This is a genomic window from Acidimicrobiales bacterium, from assembly GCA_016794585.1.
In the GTDB taxonomy this organism is placed as follows: Bacteria; Actinomycetota; Acidimicrobiia; order Acidimicrobiales; family DATDAH01; genus JAEUJM01.
In genome coordinates this window covers 102,938-126,138 of sequence record JAEUJM010000040.1, presented here as the reverse complement: position 1 = coordinate 126,138, position 23,201 = coordinate 102,938, and the positions used below count along the sequence as shown (strand labels likewise).

Here is a 23,201-nt window from a genome sequence, read left to right as displayed (position 1 = left end):
GGCGGACCCCCTCCCCAAAGGAACCGACACCAATGGCTGACCTGGAGTTCATGGACGCTGACGGCCACATCATCGAGCCGCCACACGATCTGCCGAAGTTCGCCCCCAAGGGCTACGAGGACAAGGTCTTCCACGTCGAGACCGACGACGAGGGCAAGGACTGGGTCGTGGTCGGCGACCGGCGCATCGAGGCCGACGTCTTCGCCTTCGCCGCCGCCGGCGGGCTCCCCGCCGACGAGCGTGAGGCCGCACACCGGGGCGAGCTGCGCTACTCCGACATGCGCTCGGGTGGGTGGGACGCCGAGATGCGCATGGCCGACATGACCTCCGACGACATCGACCTGTCGGTGCTGTACCCGACCTTCCTGTTGTCGTTCCAGAGCCAGCACCCGCTCGACGTCGTGGTCGCCCAGTGCCAGGCCTACAACGACTGGCTGACCGACCACGTGCAGGGCAGCAACGGCCGCCTCCACGGCGTGGCCGTCGTGCCCCACCGCGATCCCGAGGCCGCCGCCGCCGAGATCGAGCGGGTGGGCAAGCGCCCCGAGATCGTCGGCGTGCAGGTGCGCCCGAACCCCGCGGTCGACTGGAAGCCGTTCATGGACCCGGTCTACGACCCGATCTGGCGGGCCGCCTCCGAGCACAACCTGCCCGTCGGCCTGCACCCGCTCATGTCGGCGGACCTGCCGGGCGCCGTCCAGGGCCTGCGCCTGCACCGCATGAAGACCTCCGAGATCCCGGTCCAGGAGGATGCCGACATCAACGTCGACAACATCTTCTTCAGCCAGATGATCGGCAACCCCGTCGACATGATGGCGGCCATGACGTTCTTCCTCGCCGGGGGCGTCTGCCAGCGCTTCCCCGACCTGAAGGTCGTCTTCCTCGAGACCAACGGCGGCTGGGTGGTGCCGTGGCTCGAGCGCATGGACCATCACTTCCACATGTACGGCTTCGACGTCCCGTGGCTCGACAAGGACCCGTCCGAGTACTTCCGCCGCCAGTGCTGGATCTCCTTCGACGCCGACGAGTCGACCATCCCGTTCACGGCGGCCTCGAAGTACGTCGGCGCCGACCGCATCGTCTGGGCCACCGACTACCCGCACCCCGACTCGAAGATCCCCGGCATCACCAAGGAGCTGGCCGACACCATCGCCCCGCTCCCCGAGGACCAGCAGCAGCTGATCGCCGGCGCCAACTGCAAGGCCCTCTACGACCTCTGAGGGCGTGGCCCCGCCGCGGGCCCTCGTCATCGTCGGCGCCGGCGGCCAGGGCCGTGAGGCGCTCGACACCGTGGAGGCGATCAACGCCGCCGCGCCCGCTCCCGTGTGGGAGTTCCGGGGCTTCCTCGCCGACGACGACCGCTCGGCGGCGCTCCTCGCGGCGCGGGGGGTCGGCGTCGTGGGACCGGTCGCGCTCCTCCGCGAGCTCGACGCCGACTACGTGGTCGCCATCGGTGACCCGGCGGTGCGTCGCACGGTCGACGAGATCGCGACGGCGGCCGGTCGCCGCCCCGCCACGCTCGTGCACCCCACCGCCCAGGTGGGCTCGGCGGTCACCCTCGGGCCGGGCGCCTACCTCGCACCGGCGGCGGTCCTCACCACCAACGTGACCGTGGGACGCCACACCATCGTGAACGTCGCCGCCACCCTCAGCCACGACGTCGTGGTGGGCGACTTCGCGACCATCGGTCCTGGAAGCCATCTCGCCGGCAACGTGCGCGTCGGCGACGACGCCGACCTCGGCATCGGCGTGGTGGCCCGCCCCGGCTCGGTGATCGGCGCCGGCAGCGTGGTCGGGGCCGGCGCCGTGGTGGTCGGCGACCTCGCCCCGGGCGTGGTCGCGGCCGGCGTTCCCGCCGCGCCGCTCGGGCGCTCTTAGAGGGCTCTGCCAGAATGGCGGGCATGCAGGCCCTGGTCACCGGCGCGGCCGGGTTCATCGGCTCGACGCTGGTCGACGAGCTCCTCGCCGCCGGCCACCGGGTACGGGGCGTCGACTGCTTCGTCCCCTTCTACGCGGAGGCGGACAAGCGACGGAACCTCGCCGGCGCGGTGGCTCACCCCGACTTCGAGCTCGTGGAGGCGGACCTGCGCACCGCCGAGCTCGCCCCGCTGCTCGACGGCGTCGACACGGTGTTCCACCTCGCCGCCCAGGCGGGTGTGCGGCCATCGTGGGCCGAGGGCTTCGAGGACTACGTGACCCTCAACGTCCTGGCCACGCAACGTCTGCTCGAAGCGTGCCGCGGCACGGAGGTGGCCCGCCTCGTCTACGCCTCGAGCTCCTCGGTGTACGGGCAGGCGGCGCGCTACCCGACCTCCGAAGGTGACCTCCCGGCCCCTCACAGCCCCTACGGCGTCACCAAGCTGGCCGGCGAGCACCTCTGCGGGCTCTACGGCGCCAACCACGGGGTGGCCACGGTGTCGCTGCGCTACTTCACGGTCTACGGGCCCCGCCAGCGGCCGGACATGGCCCTGCACCGTCTCGTCGAGCACGGGTTGGCGGGCACCGCGTTCCCGCTCTACGGCGACGGTGAGCAGCTGCGCGAGTTCACCTTCGTGGGCGACGTGGTGCAGGCCACCATCGCCGCGGCCACCGCTGAGGTCGCGCCCGGGTCGGTGATCAACGTCGCCGGCGGGTCCGAGACCCGCCTGGCCGACCTCATCGCCCTGGTGGGCGACTCCATCGGGCGGCCCGTGGTGCTGGACCGCCGCCCGCCGGCCGCCGGCGACGTCGCCCGGACGGGCGGTGCCACCGAGCGGGCACGCGCCCTGCTCGACTGGTCGCCCGCCGTCCCCCTCGCCGAAGGCGTCGCCGCCCAGGTCGCCTGGCACCGCGCCCGCAACGCGGCCGCCACCCCGTGACGGCGGCGTCGCCGGCGACCGTCCTGGTGACGGGCGGCGCCGGGTTCATCGGAGCCAACCTCGTGCGCCGTCTCCTCGCCGGGGGCCACCGCGTCGCGGTCGTCGACGATCTCTCCACCGGCGACCGCGGCAACCTCACCGAGGTCGAGGGGCGGATCTCCTTCCACGAAGGCACGGTGCTCGATGCCGGTGTCCTCGACGCGGCCATGGCCGGAGCGGATGCCGTCGTCCACCTGGCGGCCCGACCGTCGGTCCCGCGCTCCATCGACGACCCCGTCGCCACCCACCGGGCCAACGCCGACGGCACCCTCGCGGTGCTCGAGGCCGCCCGCCGGGCCCAGGGCGCCACCGGGGGGAACGGGCCCCACGTGCTCGTCGCCTCGTCCTCCTCCGTCTACGGCGCCAACCCCGTCCTGCCCAAGTCCGAGGGCCTGGTGCCGCAGCCCCGCAGCCCGTACGCCGCCTCCAAGCTGGCGGCCGAGGCGTACGCGCTGGCCTACCACCACAGCTACGGGCTCGACGTCCTGGTGTTCCGGTTCTTCAACGTGTTCGGCCCCCTCCAGCCGGCGGGGCACGCCTACGCCGCCGTCGTGCCCGCGTTCGTGGACGACGCGCTGGCGGGCCGGTCCGTGACGGTGCACGGCGACGGCACCCAGACACGGGACTTCACCTACGTGGACTCGGTCACCGCCGTGCTCGCCGATGCCGTCGGCCGGCGGGTGGTGGACGACCAGCCCGTGAATCTGGCCTTCGGGACCCGCACCGACCTGCTGGGGGTGCTGGCCCGCCTCGAGGCGCTGCTCGGGCACCCGGTCGAGCGGGTCCACGCCGCGCCCCGGCCGGGCGACGTGGCCCACTCCTCGGCCGACGCCAGCCGCCTGCAGGCGCTGTTCCCCACGGTCGAGCCCGTCGATCTCGACGCCGGCCTCGCCGCCACCGTGGCCTGGATGCGGGCGCGGCGGGACCAGGGCCCCGGGGCGTGAGCGACCTGCGGGTGGTGGTCGACGCCACCGCCATCCGCCTCGGCGGCGGGCTCTCCTACGTGTCGCGCCAGCTGCGGGGCGTCGAGCGGGTGGCCCCCGACCTCGACGTCCGGGTGGTCTCGGCACCGTGGAACGACGCCGCCCTGCGCGAGGCGCTGGACCTGCCCGTCGAGGCGTCCGGGGTGCGCAGCACCCGTGGCCGCCTCGTCCACGAGCAGTTCGGACTGCCCCGGCACGTGCCGGACGACGCCGTCCTGCACTGCCCGGGAAACCTCGCCCCGATCCTGCCGGGACGCCGGCCGGTCACCGCGGTGACCATCCAGAACCCGAACCTCTTCGGGGTGGGACGCGACCTGCCCCACAACAAGGCCTGGTACCGGCGCCTCCGGGTCTTCGGCGCCCGTCGCTCGGTCGAGGTGTCCACCCGGGTGATCGCGGTGTCCGAGTCGATGATGGCCCAGGTCCGGGCCGATGTCCCCGACCTCGGCGACCGGGGCGTCGTCGTCCAGAGCGGGCGGCCCGAGTGGGTGGAGGGCGAGGAGCGGCCCGGGTCGCTGGCCGTCGAGGGGCTCGATTACCTCCTCTCGCTGGCCAACGACGCCCCCCACAAGCGCCTCGACGACCTGGTCGTCGCCTGGAACCGCGCCTTCTCCGGTCAGGGGGCCGACGCGCCCGCCCTCGTGTTCGTGGGCGGGCTGCCCGAGGAGCGGCGTGAGCAGCAGCGCTCGCTGGTGACGCCGGCGCTGCGATCCCGCCTGCTGTACACCGGCGCGGTCGACCGCCCCGAGGTGCTCCGCTGGCTGGTGGCGCACGCCCTGGCCATGGTCGCCACCTCCGCCCTCGAGGCGCACCCCCACACGCCCGCCGAGGCGGGGGCGTTGGGCTGCCCGCTCGTCCTTTCCGACATCCCGCCCCACCGGGAGACCGGCACCGACCACCCCTTTGCCTACGTCCCGGTGGGAGACGTCGACCAACTGGCCGTGGCCCTCACGGGGGTCGTCGCCGGCGGTGACCGGACCCCGTGGACCTGGCCCATCAGCTGGGACGACCACGCCCGCCAGCTCATCGGCGTGTGGGAGGCGGCGCTCGCCGACCGCTGAACCGGCCCCCTGGGCGGCCCTGGTAGACAGGCCGCGTTCCGGTTCGACGACGAAGGGTGGCGACATGGCAGCGCTCGAGTTCCCCGAGGGCTTCGAGTGGTCGACGGCGACGGCCGCCCACCAGATCGAGGGCGGCAACGTCAACAACGACTGGTGGGCCTTCGAGCACACACCGGGGTCGGGGTGCGTCGAGTCGAGCGGAGACGCCTGTGACTCCTGGAACCGCTGGCCCGAGGACGTGGCGGTGCTCGCCGAGCTCGGCTTCACGGGGTACCGCTTCTCGCTCGAGTGGAGTCGCATCGAACCCGCGCCCGGCGAATGGTCGCGTGCCGCGCTCGACAACTACCGGCGTCAGTGCGAGGCGCTGCTCGCGGCCGGCATCGAGCCCACGGTGACCCTGCACCACTTCACCACGCCGCTCTGGTGGGTGGCCGAGGGCGGCTGGACCAACCCCGACACCGCCGCTCGTTTCGCGGACTTCGCCCACCGGGCCGTCGACCACCTCGGTGACGTCGTACGCCGGGTGTGCACCCTGAACGAGCCCAACATGGTCGTGGCCATGGGCTACCAGCTGGGGATCTTCCCGCCCGGGCGTCCTGACGCCGCCGCGGCGACGGAGTCCATGGTGGCGGCGCACCGCCTCGGGGTCGACGCGGTCCGCGCCGCGGCGCCCGGGATGCCGGTCGGCATCACCGTGGCGATGATGGACTACCAGGCCGGCGACGGTGGGGAGGCGGCGGCCGCCGCGGCCCGGGCCGACGAGGACGTCTACCTCGACGCCACCGCCGGGGACGACTTCGTCGGCGTGCAGACCTACAGCCGCATGGTGATGGGCCCCGACGGGTGGGTCGGGCCCCTCGAGGGGGTCCCCGTGGTCGAGTCCATGGGCTACGAGTACTGGCCCGAGGCGTTGGAGGCCACCATCCGGCGCGCCTGGGACCGCACCGGCGGTACCGTGCCGATCCTCGTCACCGAGAACGGCCTCGGCTCCGAGGACGACGAGGCCCGCATCGAGTACGTGCAGCGGGCCCTCCGCGGGGTCCACGCCTGCCTCGCCGACGGCATCGACGTTCGCGGCTACACGTATTGGTCGCTGCTCGACAACTTCGAGTGGGCCTTCGGTTACGGGCCGAAGTTCGGCATCGTCGAGGTCGACCGAGCCACCTTCGTGCGCACCCCCAAGCCGTCCGCCCGCTGGCTGGCCGGCGTCATCGCCGCCAACGCGGTCCCCGGGGCGTAGCCGGGGCCCGCATCAGCCGAGGAACTCGTCGCGGGTGGCGCGGCCCTCCTGGCTCACGCCGGCGCCGCTGAACACGGCCCCGAGGGTGCGACCGAGGATCCGAAGGTCCAGGGCCAGCGAGCGGTGGTCGACGTACCAGACGTCGAGGGCGAACTGCTCCTCCCACGTGAGGTCGTTGCGGCCCTCCACCTGGGCAAGACCGGTGACCCCCGGCTTCACCTCGTGACGGCGGCGCTGCTCGGGGGAGTAGCGGGGGAGGTAGGCCATCAGGAGCGGCCGAGGGCCGACGAGCGAGAGGTCGCCCCGCAGGACGTTCCAGAGCGTCGGCAGCTCGTCGAGGCTCGTGCGCCGCAGCCAGCGCCCCAGACCGGTGAGGCGGTCGGCGTCGCTGGCCAGCGCGTCCTCGCCTGGTCGGGGGTCGCGCATCGTGCGGAACTTGCAGAGGGTGAAGGGCACCTCGTGACGCCCGGGGCGCTCCTGGCGGAACAGCACGGGTGCGCCCAGCGAGATCCGCACCGCGACGGCGATCACCGCCATCGGCACCGCGGCGACGGCGAGACCGACGGCGCTGACCACGACGTCGAGGGTGCGCTTGAGGATCATCGTGACCCCTGCGCGCGGCGGAGGACGGCGTCGAGGGCCGCCGCCCGTGGCGCCACGGCGTACTCGCGCTCGATCAGGGCGCGGCCCCGTTCGCCCATGGCGACCCGCTCGGCCGCGGTGGTGGCCAGCAGCGCGCGCACCCCGTCGGCGATGCCGTCGGGGGCGACCGCGACGCCCGCGCCGGCGCCGGTGACCAGCCCGCCGACGTCGCCCGGGACGTTGGTGAGCACCGGGAGGCCGGCGGCGAGGTAGTCGAAGACCTTGTTGGGGCTGACCCCGAAGGTGAACAGGCCGACGTCGGCGAGCACGTGCAGCCCGATGTCGGCGGCCCCGAGGACCTCGGGCATGGCCGACTTGGGCCGGGCGTCGGCGAAGCGGACGTTGGTCAGCTGCTCACGATCGGCCCGCTCGACGAGCGCGGGCTTCGAAGGGCCGTCCCCCACGAACACGAAGCGCACCTCGGGATGGTCGTCGGCCAGGTCGGCCGCGGCATCGAGGGCGAGGTCGAGGCCGTTCGCGGGGCCGTGGGCACCGGCGTACACCACCAGCACCTCGTCGGGACCCACCCCGTGCGCCGCCCGCGCCGGCGTGCGGTCGGCGAGGCTCGGGACCAGATCGGCCCCGTTGGAGACCAGGTGCACCCGGGCGGGATCGGCGCCGCGCTCGATCAGTGCCGTGCGCACCCCGGGGGCGAGCACGATGACCTGGTCGGCCCGGGCGACCACCCACGCCGCCAGCGCCTGGAGCGCCCGGTACAGCCGGGACCCCGCCGACAGCTGGCCCATCTCGACGAGGACCTCGGGCCACAGGTCGCGCACCTCCAGGACGAAGGGGACCCGACGGGCCCGGGCGACGAGCCAGGCGGCCACCGGTGCCAGGAGGTGGGGGGTGGAGCCGACCACCACCGTCGGGCGGCGGGTGAGCAGGCCGACCAGGGTGGCGGACACCGCGTAGGACGCCCAGTTGAGGACACGGGCGGCGCCGTTGCCGGCGTAGGGGAGGGTCCACACGGTGCGGTAGGCGGTGGTGGGGTTGGGACGGTAGGAGCGTTGAGGCAGGCGGGTGAGGTAGTTGCGGTCGGCGGCGACGATCTCGCAGGACCAGCCGTCGAGGCCGCCGTACAGCTCGATGTGGCGGGTCCCCCCGGGCTGGCCCTCCGGCGACGCGAAGTGGTTGAGCACCAGGACACGGCCGTCCCCCTCGGCAGCGGTCACCGCAGCGCCACCTCTGGCGGAGGGCCGGCCGACCCGTCGGGGTGGCGGACGTCGAGGGCCACGGCGCCGTCGAGCCAGGAGACGGTGATGGTCGCGCCGGCCACCTCGAGCAGGTCGCCGTGCACCCGGGCGCCGGCGAGGACGCCGCCCTCGGACTTGCACAACGACCACGCCACCGGGCCCCCGAGCGGTCCCCGGGCAACGAGGCGGGGAGCGGGCTCCACCGAGCCGTAGGTGGAGCTCCAGGGACCCGTCTCGAGCTCCGTGGTGACCCCCTCGGTGAGCAGGTCCAGGCGGGCCGTGGTGCCCCCGGCGGTGGTGAGCGTGCCGTCGTCCCAGGTCGCGCCCGGGGCGCCGGGCAGGGCGAGCTGCCACTCGGGCCCGGGCGGGCCCTCGACCCAGTCGGCGACGAGGACGCCGAGGCCCTCGTCGTCGACGACCACGACCCGGGCGACGCGACGGCCGGGCGAGAGGCGGCGGTAGGCGTCGTGCGCGCACCAGAGGATGCGGGCGCCGGGCAGCGCGACGGGCGCACCGACCCGGCCGGTCGCACGGTGCACCCACCGGAAGGCGCGGTGCGGGACCAGCTGGTCCTGTCCGTCGAGCACGAGCACGGCGTGCGCCACCGAAGAGCGCAGGAAGGAGCGGCTCTCGTCGCGGCCGTTGTAGTTGCCGGTGCCGGGGTCGCCCACGAGCCACTCGTCCTCCCACTGCACGGCCACGGTGGTGTGGTCGGCGTGGCCGTGCCACGGGCCGCCGCCGCCCTTGCACCAGACCGTGAGGGCCCCGCGCTCGATGCGGCCGACGCCGCCGCCGATGCTGTGGCCGTCGACCTCGGCCACGTCGCCGGGAGCCGGTTCGCCGATCCCGGCGTACCAGGCGAGCTCGTCGTGCTCGGCGCGCCATGCCTCGGGCGCACCGCTGCCGCACAGGGCCAGGCCGAGCAGGGCCGAGCCGCCGAGCAGGAGCGGGTCGCCCGAGGTGGCCACGGCGCGGCCCTCGTCCCAGTCGCCGTGGTGCGGGACCGGCCCGTCGTGGACGCCGAGGCGCTGGAGGAAGCGGGCACTCCGGTGGAGCGCGGCGGTGACCGACGGGGTCGGGTCGCCGACGAGCACCCTCCGGCAGAGCAGCTCGATGACGAACCGGTGGTACGACACCGAGTCCTCCACCATCGAGCCGTCGGGGCGCACCTCCCGGTCGAGCTGCGAGCGCAGGAGCCCCTCACCGGCCTGGGACCACCGACGCGAGGCGGGTTGGTCGGGGAAGGCCCGGGCGAGGGTGATCAGGCCCACGGCGTCGCCGATGAGGTGGTTGTTGCGCATCGTGCTGACCGTGTACGGCAGCTCGAGGAGCAGGTGGGTGCCGCTGTGGAACAGGTGGTCGTCCAGCGCCTGGCGGAGGTCCGGGTCGAGGTGACGACCGGCCCGCTCGAGCACCTCGAGCCAGGCCATCGCCCGCAGGGCGACCTCGAGGTTCGACGCCCAGTGCACGCCCTGCTCGAGCGGGTTCTGGTGGATCCAGCTGCGCAGGTGGCGCTGGAGCGCCTCGGCCCATCGGGGGTCGGGGTCGGGCCCGTCGAGGGCGCGGGCCAGGACGACGAGGTGGCGGTGGCGGCCGAGCTCCCAGACCCACTTGATGTCGGCCAGGCGACCGGCGAGGCGGACGTCGATCTGCCACCACGGGCCCTCGGGCCACCGCACCTCAGGAGCGGCGGGATCGTACGAAGCGTGCCAGTCCGGTGCATCGCCCACGTCGATGTGCCGGCCGAAGAGCACCACCGTCCCGTCCGCGATGTCGTCGGCCTCGGCCCGGGCCCGGGCGAGCGCGGCGGCGGGCGGCGCTGCGAAACGGTAGACCGAGGCGCTCCGCACGCCCGACGGCGCCCGCCGGACGGCGGCGTCGAAGGCGAGGGTGTGGCCGCCGAGGGCCTTCGAGCCGTCGTACGCGGCCCGCAGCGGCGCCCCGATGCCGAGGGCGCGCACGTCCCGGGCCGCGGCCCGGAGGCGGCTCACAGCCCGAGCCGGCGAGCCAGGTCGGACTGGAGGACGGCGTCGGGGTCGACCTCGTCGCGCACCGCACGCCACTCGCCGAGGCGCGGGTACATGGCGTCGAGCAGCTCGGGCCGCACGCGGCTGTCCTTGGCGAGGTAGACGCGGCCCCCGGAGGCCACGACCTCCTCGTCGAGTCGGTCGATGAGCCGGGCGAGCGAGGTCGGTCCCGCCGGGATGTCGAGGGCGAGGGTCCAGCCGGGGATCGGGAACGACAGGTGCCCCGGGTTGGCGGCGCCGAAGCGCTTGAGCACGGCCAGGAACGAGGTACAGCCCTCGGCGCACAGCGCCTCGACGATGCGGCGCAGCGCGGCCTCCTCGCCGAAGGGGAGCACGAACTGCCACTGGAGGAAGCCGATGGGGCCGTAGACCCGGTTCCAGAGGTCGACCATGTCGAGCGGGTGGAAGAACGTGGTGATCGACTGGAGCTCGCCGTGGCCGTTGAGGCGGGCCTTCTGGTACCAGGCCTCGTTGAAGGCCTTCACCGTGAGCGGGTTGATGAGTCCGTTCGGCGCCAGCGGAGGGAAGGTGGCGCGGGTCTTCGGCGCGAACGCCCGGGCCCGCTCGGGGGTGCGGTCCTTGGCGGGCAGCGCGTCGAGCGGCGCGAAGGAGCCGCGCCCCAGGATCGACCGTCCCATGCCGGGGCCGGTCTTCATCAGGTCGATCCAGGCCACCGAATAGGGGTACTCGTCGTCGCTCTCGTCCATCAGGGCGAGCGTGGTGTCGAGGTCGGGCGTGCGGTCGGTGTCGACGAGGAGCCGGCTGGTCTCGATGGGGGTGAGGTCGAAGGTGGCGTCGACGATCACCCCGGTGAGCCCCAGGCCTCCGGCCGTCGCCCAGAACAGGTCGGGGTTCCCGTCGGGGGTGACCCGCACCGTCTCGCCGGTGGCGAGGCGCATCGTCATGGCCGACACGTGGTTGCACCACGAGCCGCCCTTGTGGTGGTTCTTGCCGTGGATGTCGTTGGCGATGGCACCGCCCACCGTCACGAAGCGGGTGCCCGGTGTGACCGGGACGAACCAGCCCTGGGGGACCAGCCAGCGCATGAGGTCGTCCAGGCTGGTGCCGGCGAGGGCGGTGCAGGTGCCCGTCTCGCGGTCGAGGGAGACGATGCCGCTGACCGCGGTCGTGTCGACCACCCGGCCGCCGGCGTTCTGGGCCTCGTCGCCGTAGCAGCGGCCGAGGCCGCGGGCGATCACGCCACGCTCGGGGGCCTCGTCGACCGAAGCGGCCAGCTCCTCGGCGTTGAGCGGGTGGACGACGGCCGCCGAGGAGGGGGTCGTGCGGCCCCAGCCGGCCAGCAGTTCGTTGGTGGCGTCCATCAGCGGCCGTCCCTCACAGCAGGTAGATGCCGCAGCCGAAGATCACCAGCCAGAGGGCGATGGCGATCTGGAAGGGCCGGTCGTGGAGGGCGATGTCCTCCGGGGTGGAGCCCTGCCCGAGGTCGAGGAGCATGGCGTAGCGGAGGATGGCCACCGCGAAGGGCACGATCGACAGCTGGTAGTAGGGGAAGCCGCCGGCGGTGGCGAGGTCGGCCTTCTCGAACGACCACAGGCAGTAGGCCACGAGCATGACCCCGGACGACACCGCGCGCAGGTAGGCGAGGTAGGAGGTCGTGTACACCTCGAGGGTCGGCCGGATGGTCCCCGCCTCGCCGGCCAGCTCGCCCATCTCGCCGCTGCGCTTGCCGGCCACGATGAAGAGCGAGCCGAACGAGGCCACGATGAAGAACCAGTTGGAGATGGGCACGCCCGTCGCGGTGGCGCCGCCGATGGCCCGCAGGACGAAGCCGGCGGCGATGGCCACGATGTCGACCACCGGGATGTGCTTGAGCCAGAAGCTGTAGCTCGTGGTGAGGGCCACATAGGCGGCCACGGTGACCGCCAGCTGCCAGTGGGGGATGAAACCCACGGCCACGCCGGCGAGGATGAGGCCGAAGCCCATCGCGTAGCCCAAGGCGGGCGGCACCACACCGGCCGCGATGGGGCGGCGGCACTTGGTGGGGTGCTGGGCGTCGGCCTCGCGGTCTCGGGTGTCGTTCAGGAAGTAGGTGCCGCTGGCCGCGAGGCAGAACGCCACGAACGCGACCATGGCGTCGCCCAGGGCCTCGGCGTTGTCGAGGACACCAGCGGCTCCCGGGGCCGCGAACACCAGGACGTTCTTCGACCACTGCACGGGCCGGGCGGTCTTGAGCAGGCCCCGGCCGAGCGACATCGGCGGCTTGGCGGGCGCGGGCGGGCTCGTGTCGGTCTTCGGTTGCGCCACGGGTCGAGTGTACGGGCGTGCCTCGGTGCCGCTGTAGTACCGGAGGCCCTTCGTCGCCTCAGAGGTGCTCGACGTTGGGGCCCTGGAGGCGGTGGCGGGTGTCGAGCACGTACCGCGCGTTGCCGGCCACGAGGTCGAGGTCGAACGCGTCGTGGTCGGCCAGCAGGACCACCACGTCGGCGGCGGCGACCTCGTCGGCGGTGGCCTCGACCCGGGTGAGGGAGACGTCGAGCAGGCCGTCGGGCACGTGGGGGTCGGCAGCGCGGACCTCGGCCCCCAGGTCGAGGAGCTGGCGGGCGATGGCCGCCGACGGCGACTCGCGGGCGTCGCCGGTGTTGCGCTTGTAGGCCAGGCCCAGGAGGAGCACCCGGCGGCCCTTCATCGCGAGGCCACGGTCGTTCAGGGCCACCACCAGGCGGCGGACCACGTAGTCGGGCATGTGGTCGTTGACGTCGTTGGCCAGCTCGACGAAACGGAACGGCTGGCCGAGCGAGCTGCGCACGCGCCACGAGAGGTAGGAGGGGTCGATGGGCAGGCAGTGGCCGCCGACGCCGGGACCGGGCGTGAAGCGCAGGTAGCCGAAGGGCTTGGTGGACGCGGCGTCGACGGCCTCCCAGACGTCGATGCCGAGGTCGTTCGCGAACATCGCCAGCTCGTTGATGAGGGCGATGTTGACGTGGCGGAAGGTGTTCTCGAGGAGCTTGGTGAGCTCGGCCTCGCGGGGCGTGGACACCGGGACCGTGCGCTCGACGAGGGTGTCGTAGAAGGCCGTCACGGCCGCCAGCGAGGCGGGGTCGACGCCGGACACGACCTTGGGCGTGTTGACGAAGGTCCACTCGCGGTTGCCCGGGTCGATGCGCTCGGGGCTGTAGCCGAGGTGGAAGTCGGTGCCGACGCTCAGGTCCGAGCCCTCCTCGAGGATGGGGCCGACGAGCTCCTCGGTGGTGCCGGGGTAGGTGGTGGACTCGAGCACGACCGTCGCCCCACGGGTCAGATGGCCCGCCAACGTGCGGGCGGCGTCCTCGATGTAGGAGAGGTCGGGGTTGCCCTCGCTGAGGGGCGTGGGCACCGAGATGACGGCGACGTCGAACCCGGCGAGGTCGGCCGGGTCGTGGGTGGGGTGGTAGCGGCCGCTCTCGAGGGCGGCCGCCAGGTGCTCGTCGGTGACGTCCTCCACCATGGACTCGCCGGCACCGAGGCGCTTCACGCGCCGCTCGTCGATGTCGAATCCGACGACATCGTGGCCGACGTCGCAGGCGCGCATGGCCACGGGCAGGCCGACGTAGCCCTGGCCGACGATCACCACGCGCGTGGAGGTCTCGCTCACGGTCGGAGTCTAGGACCGTGGCCTCGGGCGGGGCGGCGGGCGGGGCGGTGGATGGGGGGGCGGGCCCTCCTGCCGGGTCAGCCCCGCTCGGAGGCCTTGCGCCACAGCGGGCGGGGGAGGTGGCGCAGGCCGGACATGACCACCCGCAGCGGCGCGGGGGCCCACACGACGGCGTGGCCCTTGGCGAGGCCGTCGGTGATGGCCTCGGCCACCACCTCGGGTGTGGTGGACAGCGGGGCCGGGTCCATGCCGGTCGTCATGCGGGTGTGCACGAACCCGGGGCGCACGACCATGACGCTCGCCCCGGTGCCCACCAGGGCATCACCGAGGCCGAGGGCGAACCCGTCGAGCCCGGCCTTGGAGGAGCCGTACACGAAGTTGGTCTTCCGGACCCGCTCGCCGGCCACCGACGACAGCACCACGAGGGTGCCGTGGCCCTGCGCCTTCAGGTTGCGGGCCACGTGCAGGCCGGCGGACACGCCGCCGACGTAGTTCACCTGTACGGCCTCGACCGCGGCCTCGGGGTCGGCGTCGAACGCCGCCTGGTCGCCGAGCACGCCGAAGGCCAGGAGCACGACGTCGATGTCGCCGTCGCGGGCGAAGGCCCCGTCGATCACCGCGCCGTGCGACGCGGTGTCCAGGGCGTCGAAGGCCAGGGTCTCGACCGTGGTGGCACCGGCGGCGCGCAGGTCGGCCGCGGCGGCGAGGCAGGCCTCGGGGTCGCGGGCGGCGAGCAGGACGGTGCGGCACCCCTGATCGACTATGCGGCGCACGGTGGCCAGGGCGATCTCGGAGGTGCCACCGAGCACGAGGACGGACTGCACGCCGCCGACGGCGTCACGCATGGGATTGCTCCTAAGGGGCAGGGGGCGGCGCTAGAGCGCCAACATGACCTGGACGGTGAAGGCCACCAGGATGGCCACGCCGCAGAGCAGCGCAGCGATGATCAGCGTCTTGGTCTTCACCGGCGCAGAGCCTACCGGGGGGCCGCACCACCCCCCATCGGGCCGATGCGGTCGGGGCCGACCGTCAGTAGAGTCGGCTCCATGGCCGAGCAGTCCGAGCAGCCCACCCAGTTCGACGTCGTCATCATCGGTGGGGGCCCGGGCGGGTACGCCGCCGCCCTCTACGGCGCCGGTCTGGGCCTGAACGTGGCCATGATCGAGATGTCGAAGGTCGGTGGCACCTGCCTGCACCGGGGCTGCATCCCGGCCAAGGAGCTGCTCGAGACGGCCTCGGTGTTCCGCTCGGTGAGCGAGGCCGCGGAGTTCGGCATCACCACCTCCGAGCCCACGCTCGACTTCTCGGTCACCCAGGTGCGCAAGCAGAAGGTGATCGACCAGCTGCACAAGGGCCTCGAGGGGTTGCTGAAGGGGCGCAAGGTCACCACCTTCCACGGGGTCGGCACCCTCCACGCCGACCACGAGGTGCGGGTGAGCGGCGGCGAGTCCGGCGACGTCACCCTGCACGGCGACGCCGTGATCCTCGCCTCCGGGTCCGCTGTGCGGACCATGCCCGGCTTCGACGTCGACGGCACCGTGGTCGTCACCTCCGACGAGCTCCTGGCCATGGACACGTTGCCGGGGCGGGCCGCGGTCATCGGCGGCGGTGCCATCGGGTGCGAGTTCGCCTCGATGATGGCCGACCTGGGCACGCAGGTCACCGTGCTCGAGGCGCTGCCCAAGATCCTCCCCGGCTGCGACGAGGACGTCACCAAGGTCGTCCTGCGCTCGTTCAAGAAGCGGGGAATCGACGTGAAGACCGGGGTGGCGGTCACCGGCCACCAACCGGGCGAGTCGGGCACCACCGTCTCGTTCGGCGAGGGCGAGAGCATCGAGGTCGACCTCGTGGTCGTCTCGGTCGGCCGCCGGCCCCTCTCGGACAACCTCGGGCTCGACGGCACCGCCGTCGAGGTCGACGAGCGAGGTTTCGTGGTCGTCGACGAGGCCTGCCGCACGGGCGAGCCCGGCGTGTGGGCCATCGGCGACGTCGTGGCCACGCCGGCGCTGGCCCACGTCGGCTTCGCCGAGGGCATCGTGGCCATCGACGGCATCCTCGGCGAGGATCCCGTCGGCGTGGACTACAAGAGCGTGCCCTGGTGCATCTACTGCAGCCCGGAGGTGGCGTTCGCGGGCTACTCCGAGGCCGCCGCCAAGGAGGCGGGCTTCGACGTCGTCACCTCCAAGCACCGCTTCTCCGGCAACGGCAGGGCCATGATCGTCGGCGAGACCGACGGCCTGGTGAAGGTGATCGCCGAGAAGCAGGACGACGGCACGGGCGGGCGCATCCTCGGGGTGCACATGGTCGGTCCCTGGGTCACCGAGCAGTTGGGGCAGGGGTACCTGGCGGTCAACTGGGAGGCCACCGCGGCCGAGGTCGCCCGCTTCATCCAGCCGCACCCGACCATGAGCGAGCTGTTCGGCGAGACGATCATGTCGCTGACGGGTAGGTCCCTGCATGGCTGACGGTCCGATGGTCAGCGCTGCGAAGGTCGAGAGGTCCAGGTCGATGACGGGAAGGTCGTTCCATGGCTGATGTCGAGATGCCCCAACTCGGGGAGACGGTCACAGCCGATCGATGGGCGGACCATCACCAAGGGCGCCGACCTGCGGCGCACACGCTTTTGACCCGGAGGTCGTTCCATGGCTGATGTCGAGATGCCCCAACTCGGGGAGACGGTCACCGAAGGCACCATCACCAAGTGGTTCAAGGCGGTCGGCGAGCAGGTGGCGATGGACGAGGTGCTCTTCGAGGTCTCGACCGACAAGGTCGACTCCGAGGTGCCCTCGCCGGCCGCCGGCTACCTGGCCGAGATCCTCGTGCCCGAGGGCGAGACGGTCGACGTGGGCACCCGCCTCGCCGTGCTGAGCGACGGTCCGCCGTCGGGCGACGGCGCCGCCCCTGCCGAGGAGGCGCCCGCCGAGGCCCCGCCGGCCGAGCCCGCCGCCGACCCGGAGACCGTCGCCGAGGCGCAGGCGGAAGCCGAGGCCCCGGCCGAGGCAGCGACTGCGGAGGCGCCCGAAGAGGCGCCGACCGCCCCCGTCGAGCGCGCCCCCGAGCCCACGCCGCCCGCCGAGCCGACCCCGGCGCCCGCGGCCGAGGCGCCGTCGGGCCCGCCGAAGCTGCTCTCGCCTCTCGTCCGGCGCCTCATCGAGGACCACGGCCTCGATGCCGGCGCCATCGCCGGCACCGGCATCGGCGGTCGCATCACCCGGGGCGACGTCGAGGCCCTCATCGACGCCCAGCGGGGCTCGGCACCGCGCCCGGCGGCGCCGTCCGCGGCATCCGCCGCGTCAGGGCAGGCGCCGGCCGCGGCACCTGCGGTCCGTACGGGGAGTCCCCGCGACGACCGGGTCGAGAAGCTGAACCACATCCGGGTGCGCACCGGCGAGCACATGGTCCGCTCCAAGGCCACCTCCCCGCACGTGCTCACCGCGGTCGAGGTCGACTTCGAGTCGGTCGAGCGGGTGCGTCGGTCCCACGGCCCGGCGTTCAAGGAGGCCGAGGGCTTCAGCCTCACGTACCTCCCCTTCATCTCCCGGGCCGTGGTCGACGCGATCGAGGAGTTCCCGTACCTCAACGCGGCCGTGGGCGACGGCGAGCTGATCGTGCACGGGCAGGTCAACCTCGCCTACGCCGTGGACCTCGACTTCCAGGGTCTGCTCGCCCCTGTCGTGCACGACGCCGACGCCAAGCGCCTCACCGCCCTGGCCCGCGAGATCCACGACCTCGCCGCCCGGGCCCGCAGCAAGCAGCTCTCGGCCGACGACATCGCCGGCGGCACCTTCACCATCACCAACCCGGGCAAGTACGGGACGATGATGCAGTTCCCGGTGATCAACCAGCCGCAGGTGGCCATCCTCTCCACCGACGGCATCCACCGGAAGCCGGTGGTGGTCACCGACGCCGACGGCGACGAGTCCATCGCCATCCACTCGGTCGGCGTGCTCGCCCTCGCGTGGGACCACCGGGCCTTCGATGGCGCGTACGTGGCGGCCTTCCTCGACCGTCTGCGGGAGATCATCCAGACCCGCGACTGGGTCGCCGAGCTGTGACGGTGGGGGGCGCGGCGTCCCCGGCGGCATCGTGACGCTGCGCGCCCGCTGGCTCGGCACCGTCCGCTACCAGGACGCCCACGCCCTCCAGCACGGCCTCTTCGAGCGGTCGTCCGACGACCACCTGCTGCTGCTCGAGCACCCGCACGTGTTCACCCTCGGGCGGCGAGGCGAGCTCGACCACCTCCTGGTCGACCCCGCCTCGGTCGGCGCCGAGCTGGTCCGCTCGGACCGTGGCGGCGACATCACCTACCACGGGCCCGGCCAGCTGGTGGGCTACCCGCTCCTCCACCTGCCCGACAAGGGCGCCGACGGGGTCGAGCGGAGCGGCACGATCGCGCCCATGGCCGACACCGTCGCCTACGTGCGCTCGGTGGAGCAGCTGGTGATCGACGTGCTGGCGGACGTCGGTCTGCCGGGCGCCGACCGCCTGCCCGACTACCCGGGGGTCTGGATCGGCGTCGGCACCGACGACCCCCGCAAGATCGCCGCCATCGGCGTGCGCCTCACCCGGGGCCGCACCATGCACGGCTTCGCCCTGAACGTGGCGCCTGACCTCGACTACTTCGGCCACATCGTCCCGTGCGGCATCCCCGACAAGGGGGTGACGTCGCTGGCCGCCGAGGGGGTCGAGGTGTCGATGCGCGAGGTGGTCGACGCCGTCGTCGCCCGGGCGGTCGCCCAGTGGGCCCCCGACGGCTCGTGGGAGCGCCAGGACGTCGCCTGGAAGGTGCAGCCCGACGACCTCGCCGCCTTCACCCGGGACGCCGCCGATGCGTCGGCAGGGGAGGGGGGCACCTCGGTGCGCATCGAGCGCCGCCTGCGCGACGCGGGGGTCACCGGCGGCATCCAGATCACCGACCGCAAGCCCGAGTGGCTGCGCATCCCCGCCCACCTCGGCGAGGAGTACACGGGCCTCGGCAAGACGCTGCGCTCGCTCGACCTCGTGACGGTGTGCGAGGAGGCGGGCTGCCCCAACATCTTCGAGTGCTGGGCCGACGGCACCGCCACCTTCATGATCAACGGCGAGCGCTGCACCCGGGCGTGCGGGTTCTGCCTGGTGGACACCCGCCACCCCGAGGCGCTCGACCCCACCGAGCCCGCCCGCGTGGCCGAGGCCGTCGAGCGCATGGACCTGTCGTTCGCGGTCGTCACCGCAGTCGCCCGTGACGACCTGCCCGACGGCGGTGCCGGCGCCTTCGCCGCCACCATCGAGGCCATCCGCTCCCGCCGGCCGGGCACCGAGGTCGAGGTGCTCATCCCGGACTGCCGGGGCGACGAGGCCTCGCTCGACGTCATCTTCTCGTCCCGCCCCGAGGTCCTGAACCACAACATCGAGACCGTGGCCCGCCTCCAGCGGGCCGTGCGCCCGTCGGCGTCCTACGCCCGCAGCCTCTCCGTGCTGTCCCGGTCCCAGGCCGCCGGCCTGACGACCAAGTCGGGCCTGATCGTGGGCATGGGCGAGACCGACGACGAGATCGTGGCCACCCTGGCCGACCTCGCCGCCGTCGGCGTCGACATCGTCACCATCGGCCAGTACCTGCGTCCCACCGCCCGACATCTGCCGGTCGTGCGCTGGTGGGAGCCCGAGCACTTCGAGCGCTGGGCGGCCGTCGGCGAGGCCCTCGGCATCGCCCACGTCGAGGCCAGCCCCCTCACCCGCTCCAGCTACCACGCCAAGTCCGCCGCCGGCGCCGCCTCGACCGCGGCCGCGGCGCCGTCATGACCGCCAAACGGCGAACTCGAGGCAATGACGCGCGCCTGGCGCGCGTCATTGCCTCGAGAACGACTGATGCCGGGAGGATCGGATGAGCGGGGACGTGCACGGCCAACGGCTTGACCGGGTGCGGGCCGCGATGGGGGAGCAGGGCGTCGACGCGCTGCTGCTCTCGGTGGGCGCCGACCTGCCCTGGCTGTGCGGCTACGAGGCCATGCCCCTCGAGCGCCTCACCATGCTCGTCGTGCCCCGCGAGGGCGACGCCCACCTCGTGGTGCCCCGGCTCGAGGCGCCCCGGGTGGTCGAGCGGCCCGACGTGTTCACGGTTGTGCCGTGGGACGAGACGGACGACCCGGTCGAGCTCGTGGCCCAGCTCCTCGGCCCGGTGCCGGTGGCCGCCATCGGCGATCGCACCTGGGCCCGCTTCCTCGTCGAGCTGCTGGCCCGTCTCGACGGCACCACCTTCCGTCGCTCCAGCGACGTCGTCGGCCCCATCCGGGCGGTGAAGGACGCCGCCGAGATCGCCGCTCTGCGCCGGGCGTCGGCAGCCGCCGACCGGGTGGCAAACCAGCTCCAGTCGGGGGCCATCCCCCTGATCGGTCGCACGGAGGCGGAGGTGTCCGCCGACCTCGGCCGCCGCCTCGTCGACGAGGGCCACCACAAGGTCAACTTCGCCATCGTGGCCGCCGGCCCCAACGCCGCCAGCCCCCACCACGAGCCGGGTGAGCGCGTCATCGAGGCCGGCGAGGTGGTCCTCTGCGACTTCGGGGGCACCCTGCCGCCCGACGAGACGGGCGCCGGCTACTGCTCGGACATCACCCGCTGCGTCTACACGGGCGAGCCGCCGGCGGCCTTCCGGGACCTCTACGCCGTCCTCCAGGTCGCCCAGGCCCAGGCCGTGGCGTCCGCCACCGTGGGCACGCCCTGCGAGGACGTCGACGCCGTCGCCCGTCGAGTGATCACCGAAGGCGGGTACGGCGACTACTTCATCCACCGCACCGGCCACGGCATCGGCATCGAGGAGCACGAGGACCCGTACGTCGTGGCGGGCAACTGCACCGCGCTCGTCCCCGGCCACGCCTTCTCGGTCGAGCCCGGGATCTACGTGCCGGGGGAGTGGGGCGCCCGCCTCGAGGACATCGTGGTGGCCGCCGACGCCGGCCCCGACCCGCTGAACCTCGTCGACCACGGCCTCGTGGTCGTCGAGGCCTGACTCGTCCCCGACCCGGGTCCCGGGTGGCGCGGGATCGATGGCGGACGCACCTGCGCTCCAGGGGTCGAGCCCGGCCGAGGTCGTGCGGGCGTCGAGGCCTGACTCGTCCCGACCCGGCGGCGTGTGATCGGATGAAGGCCTGATGGACCTCGACGCGGGCACCGTGCTGCTCCAGTGGGCGACCGGAGGGCTCTTCTTCCTCTGGGTCACCACCCGCCACCGCCTGCTCGGCATCGGCTACGGCTGGCTCATGCGGGGTACCTACGCCCTGATGGCCATCGGGGCCGTCTGGGTGGGCCAGCGGACCGACCCCTACCTGCCTCGCGACCTCGCCGCCGCGGGCGTCGCGCTCGCCGCCTCCGTCGCCTTCTTCGTCTCGTACGTCCGCCGCAAGGCCGGCGTGGCCCGCCAGCGCGAGCTGGTCGAGTCCCGCACCGCCCGAGTGGCCGACATGACCGGCATCGACCGCACCGAGCGCCTCGCCGAGCGCGACGGCCCCGAGTTCCCGCCGGCGCTCGACCTCATCGCCCCGATCATCGGCTTCGTCGGCCTGGTCTTCGCCGGCGCCCACATCGGCGACCCCGCCTGGCTGTCCGTGGCCCGCACGGTGACCGGCGCCCTGTTCCTCGGCGTCGTCACCGACGCCATGCTCCTCGGGCACTGGTACCTGGTGCAGCCGGGCCTGCCCCGGGAGCCCATCCGGGAGCTCGTGAAGTGGACCGCCGCCCTCTGGCCCGTGGAGCTGCTCTTCCTGCTCTGGCCCGTCGGCATGATCTCCGCCCTCAACGGCACCATCGACGACGGCTGGGACGGCCTCCTGAGCTGGTTCTGGCTGGCCTGCACGGTGACGACCATCGGCCTGATCGGGGTCACCTGGGCGGCGCTCAAGGAGAAGGAGTACAGCGCGGTCATGGCCGCCACCGGCCTCCTCTACCTCGCCATCCTCATGGCCTTCGGCATGGACCTGGTGGCCCGCGCCATCCTCGCCTGATCACCTACGGTCGCAGCATGGCTCGGGGACCGGTGATCATCGAGGTGGCCGTCAACGGGGGGACGACGAAGGCGCAGAACCCGAACGTGCCGCGGTCGCCCGAGGAGATCGCCGCCGACGCGCTGGCCTGCTTCGACGCCGGCGCCGCCATCGTGCACAACCACGCCGACATGGCCGGCGACCCGGAGGCCATCGCCGCCAGCTACCGCCTCGGGTGGCAACCGGTGTTGGCCGAGCGCCCGGATGCCCTGCTGTACCCGACAGTCGCCTTCGGCGCCGGGGGAATCAGCGTGGACCACCTCGTGCCGCTGGCGGCCGACCCCGGGCATCCGCATCGGCGTGCTCGACCCCGGCTCGGTGAACCTGGGCGGGCGTGACGCCGACGGCCTGCCCAAAGGGGCGTTCGTCTACGCCAACGACTTCGACGCCATCGCGGCCGCCATGGCGCTGCACGACGAGCACCGGCTCGGCCCGAGCTTCGCGGTGTACGAGCCCGGCTTCCTGCGCACGATCCTCGCCTGGTGGGAAGCGGGTCGCCTGCCCGCCGGCTCGATGATCAAGTTCTACCTGTCCACCGATCAGGGCCTGCTCGGCGCCCCGTTCGGCCTGCCCCCGACCCGCCAGGCCCTCGAGATGTACGTCGCCATGCTGGGGGACTGCCCCGTCCCCTGGGCGGTCTCGGTCGTCGGCGGCGACGTCGTGGCGTCCGGCCTGGCCGAGGCCGCCGTCGAGCTCGGCGGTCACCTACACCTCGGGCTCGAGTTCTTCGCCGGCGCCCGCACCCCGACCAACGCCGAGCTCGTCCGGGAGGCCGTCGCGGTGTGTGAGCGCCTCGGCGCCCCCGTGGCGACCTGCGCCGAGGCGGCCGACCTCCTCGCCCTCCCTCGCCCCGCCCCCTGACCCGAACTGGCTCCCGATTCGATCTCTGGGACGATCAAATCGGGAGCCAGAAGCCCCCAGGCCGGGCCGAGCCTGACCGATAGCGTCGCGGTGTGGCCCATGCGGTGAGGGTGATGTGGTGGACCGCGGACGCGCCGCTGTTCAACAGCATCGTGTACCCGGGCCCTGAGGAAGGTTTCGTCGCCGTCTACCCGCAATGGCCTGCCCCGGACCAACGCGCCGCCCTTGTGGCGGTCGTCGACCGAGCGTCACTCCCGACGCCGAAGGGGATGCTGCAGGGGTTGGCGGACGGCAAGACGGTCGTGGTCCAGTGCGGTGCTCAGACCCACACGCTCGACCTCTCCCGAGCGGCCCCCGATTCCACGCGCACTCCGCCGTGGGACCTCGTGCCCCGAAGAGGGTGGGAAGTGGTCCCGGAACCTCCCGCCCTCGAGGAGCTCGGCTGGCGGGAGACGGTCGCCTTGGGGATCGTGTTCATCGTCTTCGTCCCCGTCGTCTACGTGCGAGCGCTGGAAGTCTTCGATGGCGATCGGGTCGAGGCGCGGCACTCCACTGTTGTGATCACCGCGGTTCTTGGCTCGGTGATCCTGGGTGCCGTGGTCTATGCCTACATCAGGGCGAAGTACCGAGGAGACGCTGACGGAGGGCGCGATCGGGCCTGAATTCTCCAGGATCTCGGGCGGAGAG

Annotated in this window: 21 protein-coding genes; 14 read left to right on the top strand and 7 right to left on the bottom strand. The window is 73.1% G+C overall.

Translation table 11 applies throughout. The features are described 5' to 3' along the window. Positions 1-32: 32 nt before the first annotated feature. The 6 genes from JNK12_19080 (at position 33) to JNK12_19055 (ending at position 6,181) form a co-directional block, all read left to right on the top strand. Positions 33-1,220: an amidohydrolase gene (locus JNK12_19080; GenBank protein ID MBL8778051.1), complete on the top strand. Its 1,188-nt coding sequence runs from the start codon at positions 33-35 to the stop codon at positions 1,218-1,220. Positions 1,221-1,224: 4 nt separating this feature from the next. Next, on the top strand, positions 1,225-1,878 hold the full coding sequence (locus JNK12_19075; GenBank protein ID MBL8778050.1) for an acetyltransferase: 654 nt from the start codon (positions 1,225-1,227) through the stop codon (positions 1,876-1,878). 23 nt (positions 1,879-1,901) lie between these two features. Then, positions 1,902-2,858: an NAD-dependent epimerase/dehydratase family protein gene (locus tag JNK12_19070; protein MBL8778049.1), complete on the top strand. Its 957-nt coding sequence runs from the start codon at positions 1,902-1,904 to the stop codon at positions 2,856-2,858. Continuing rightward, positions 2,855-3,841: an NAD-dependent epimerase/dehydratase family protein gene (locus JNK12_19065; protein ID MBL8778048.1), complete on the top strand. Its 987-nt coding sequence runs from the start codon at positions 2,855-2,857 to the stop codon at positions 3,839-3,841. Before JNK12_19070 ends, JNK12_19065 begins: the two co-directional genes overlap by 4 nt. Next, positions 3,838-4,941: a glycosyltransferase gene (locus JNK12_19060; protein MBL8778047.1), complete on the top strand. Its 1,104-nt coding sequence runs from the start codon at positions 3,838-3,840 to the stop codon at positions 4,939-4,941. The genes JNK12_19065 and JNK12_19060 overlap by 4 nt, the downstream gene beginning before the upstream one ends. Positions 4,942-5,005: 64 nt before the next feature. Next, entirely contained in the window at positions 5,006-6,181 is a 1,176-nt protein-coding gene (locus tag JNK12_19055; GenBank protein MBL8778046.1) for a family 1 glycosylhydrolase, read from the top strand. A gap of 12 nt (positions 6,182-6,193) precedes the next feature. Here the strand turns inward: JNK12_19055 and JNK12_19050 are convergent, their stop codons facing one another. The 7 genes from JNK12_19050 to JNK12_19020 form a co-directional block, all read right to left on the bottom strand. Beyond that, positions 6,194-6,784: a sugar transferase gene (locus JNK12_19050; GenBank protein ID MBL8778045.1), complete on the bottom strand. Its 591-nt coding sequence runs from the start codon at positions 6,782-6,784 to the stop codon at positions 6,194-6,196. After that, complete coding sequence (locus tag JNK12_19045; protein MBL8778044.1) at positions 6,781-7,998, bottom strand: glycosyltransferase family 4 protein; 1,218 nt, start codon at positions 7,996-7,998, stop codon at positions 6,781-6,783. Before JNK12_19045 ends, JNK12_19050 begins: the two co-directional genes overlap by 4 nt. Continuing rightward, entirely contained in the window at positions 7,995-10,010 is a 2,016-nt protein-coding gene (locus JNK12_19040; protein ID MBL8778043.1) for a heparinase II/III family protein, read from the bottom strand. Before JNK12_19040 ends, JNK12_19045 begins: the two co-directional genes overlap by 4 nt. After that, positions 10,007-11,368, bottom strand: a complete 1,362-nt coding sequence (locus JNK12_19035; protein ID MBL8778042.1) for an FAD-binding oxidoreductase — start codon at positions 11,366-11,368, stop codon at positions 10,007-10,009. Before JNK12_19035 ends, JNK12_19040 begins: the two co-directional genes overlap by 4 nt. A 13-nt stretch (positions 11,369-11,381) precedes the next feature. Continuing rightward, complete coding sequence (locus tag JNK12_19030; protein MBL8778041.1) at positions 11,382-12,311, bottom strand: decaprenyl-phosphate phosphoribosyltransferase; 930 nt, start codon at positions 12,309-12,311, stop codon at positions 11,382-11,384. A 58-nt stretch (positions 12,312-12,369) separates the two neighbouring features. Next, positions 12,370-13,638, bottom strand: a complete 1,269-nt coding sequence (locus JNK12_19025; protein ID MBL8778040.1) for a nucleotide sugar dehydrogenase — start codon at positions 13,636-13,638, stop codon at positions 12,370-12,372. Between the two features lie 77 nt (positions 13,639-13,715). Further along, positions 13,716-14,483 (bottom strand): decaprenylphospho-beta-D-erythro-pentofuranosid-2-ulose 2-reductase, encoded by a 768-nt coding sequence (locus JNK12_19020; GenBank protein MBL8778039.1) that lies wholly within the window; start codon positions 14,481-14,483, stop codon positions 13,716-13,718. A 201-nt stretch (positions 14,484-14,684) separates the two neighbouring features. Between JNK12_19020 and lpdA the strand changes: the two genes are divergently transcribed. The 8 genes from lpdA to JNK12_18980 all read left to right on the top strand — a co-directional run bounded on the left by lpdA (position 14,685) and on the right by JNK12_18980 (position 23,176). After that, entirely contained in the window at positions 14,685-16,103 is a 1,419-nt protein-coding gene (lpdA, locus tag JNK12_19015) for a dihydrolipoyl dehydrogenase (protein ID MBL8778038.1), read from the top strand. A gap of 177 nt (positions 16,104-16,280) precedes the next feature. Then, a complete protein-coding gene (locus JNK12_19010; GenBank protein MBL8778037.1) occupies positions 16,281-17,693 on the top strand; it encodes a 2-oxo acid dehydrogenase subunit E2 in 1,413 nt (470 codons plus the stop codon). Continuing rightward, positions 17,617-19,419 carry a lipoyl synthase gene (gene lipA, locus JNK12_19005; protein ID MBL8778036.1) on the top strand — a complete coding sequence of 601 codons (1,803 nt, stop codon included), beginning with the start codon at positions 17,617-17,619 and terminating at the stop codon, positions 19,417-19,419. The genes JNK12_19010 and lipA overlap by 77 nt, the downstream gene beginning before the upstream one ends. Before the next feature lie 82 nt (positions 19,420-19,501). Next, a complete protein-coding gene (locus JNK12_19000) occupies positions 19,502-20,623 on the top strand; it encodes an aminopeptidase P family protein (protein ID MBL8778035.1) in 1,122 nt (373 codons plus the stop codon). A 139-nt stretch (positions 20,624-20,762) separates the two neighbouring features. Next, positions 20,763-21,614 (top strand): hypothetical protein, encoded by an 852-nt coding sequence (locus tag JNK12_18995; GenBank protein ID MBL8778034.1) that lies wholly within the window; start codon positions 20,763-20,765, stop codon positions 21,612-21,614. A 17-nt stretch (positions 21,615-21,631) separates the two neighbouring features. Beyond that, positions 21,632-21,991 carry a 3-keto-5-aminohexanoate cleavage protein gene (locus JNK12_18990; GenBank protein MBL8778033.1) on the top strand — a complete coding sequence of 120 codons (360 nt, stop codon included), beginning with the start codon at positions 21,632-21,634 and terminating at the stop codon, positions 21,989-21,991. Continuing rightward, positions 21,954-22,514, top strand: coding sequence for a 3-keto-5-aminohexanoate cleavage protein (locus JNK12_18985; protein MBL8778032.1), 561 nt, complete (start codon positions 21,954-21,956; stop codon positions 22,512-22,514). The genes JNK12_18990 and JNK12_18985 overlap by 38 nt, the downstream gene beginning before the upstream one ends. 92 nt (positions 22,515-22,606) lie before the next feature. Continuing rightward, complete coding sequence (locus JNK12_18980) at positions 22,607-23,176, top strand: hypothetical protein (protein MBL8778031.1); 570 nt, start codon at positions 22,607-22,609, stop codon at positions 23,174-23,176. The last annotated feature ends 25 nt before the right edge of the window (positions 23,177-23,201 follow it).